The sequence below is a fragment of the Aequorivita sinensis genome (assembly GCF_006346335.1).
Classification (GTDB): domain Bacteria; phylum Bacteroidota; class Bacteroidia; order Flavobacteriales; family Flavobacteriaceae; genus Aequorivita; species Aequorivita sinensis.
This window is the reverse complement of sequence record NZ_VDMC01000071.1, coordinates 1-480: the sequence shown is the minus strand read 5'-3', so window position 1 is coordinate 480 and position 480 is coordinate 1. Positions and strand designations below refer to the sequence as shown.

1 protein-coding gene is annotated in these 480 nt (G+C 39.2%); it reads right to left on the bottom strand.

From position 1 onward, the window contains the following. Nucleotides 1-134 precede the first annotated feature (134 nt). A partial coding sequence (locus FHP04_RS14435) for a hypothetical protein (protein WP_218937268.1) occupies nt 135-480 on the bottom strand: 346 nt, incomplete at its 5' end.

Genomic DNA, 480 nt, shown 5'->3' with positions numbered 1-480 from the left:
AACGTCCCGTATAAAAACTGTGCGAGCGGGCGAGCGTGATTGTCCGCAGGACAATCCGCTGAGCAAGCGAGCACGGAATTTCGATTCAAGACAGGTTTTAGCATTGTTTTTATATAGTGTTGTGCTTTCGTGCTTTATTTTATCTCTACAACCGACACAATTTTGGCTGCCGGCTTTTCACAGTCTGAATCCGTAAGAGATAGTCCGAAAGCTTCATTTAAAACGGTTCTAACTATTCTAACCGTCCGTGTCTGCCTATCTCCTTTCTTAGGGAAATGTAAATTGGTTCTTATGTGAAATAAGATATCGTTAGCCTCAGTAAAATAATTATCTAAATCCGATATTTCTTTACTTCTGGAGCCTAAAGGATTCCAAGTAGTCAGAATAGCCTGAACATCTTCACTTTCCTTTTCTCTTCTTTTAAATTCCTCAGTTTGTTGATAGTCAGTCATATTATTTGTTTTTGCATGAAGCACAACG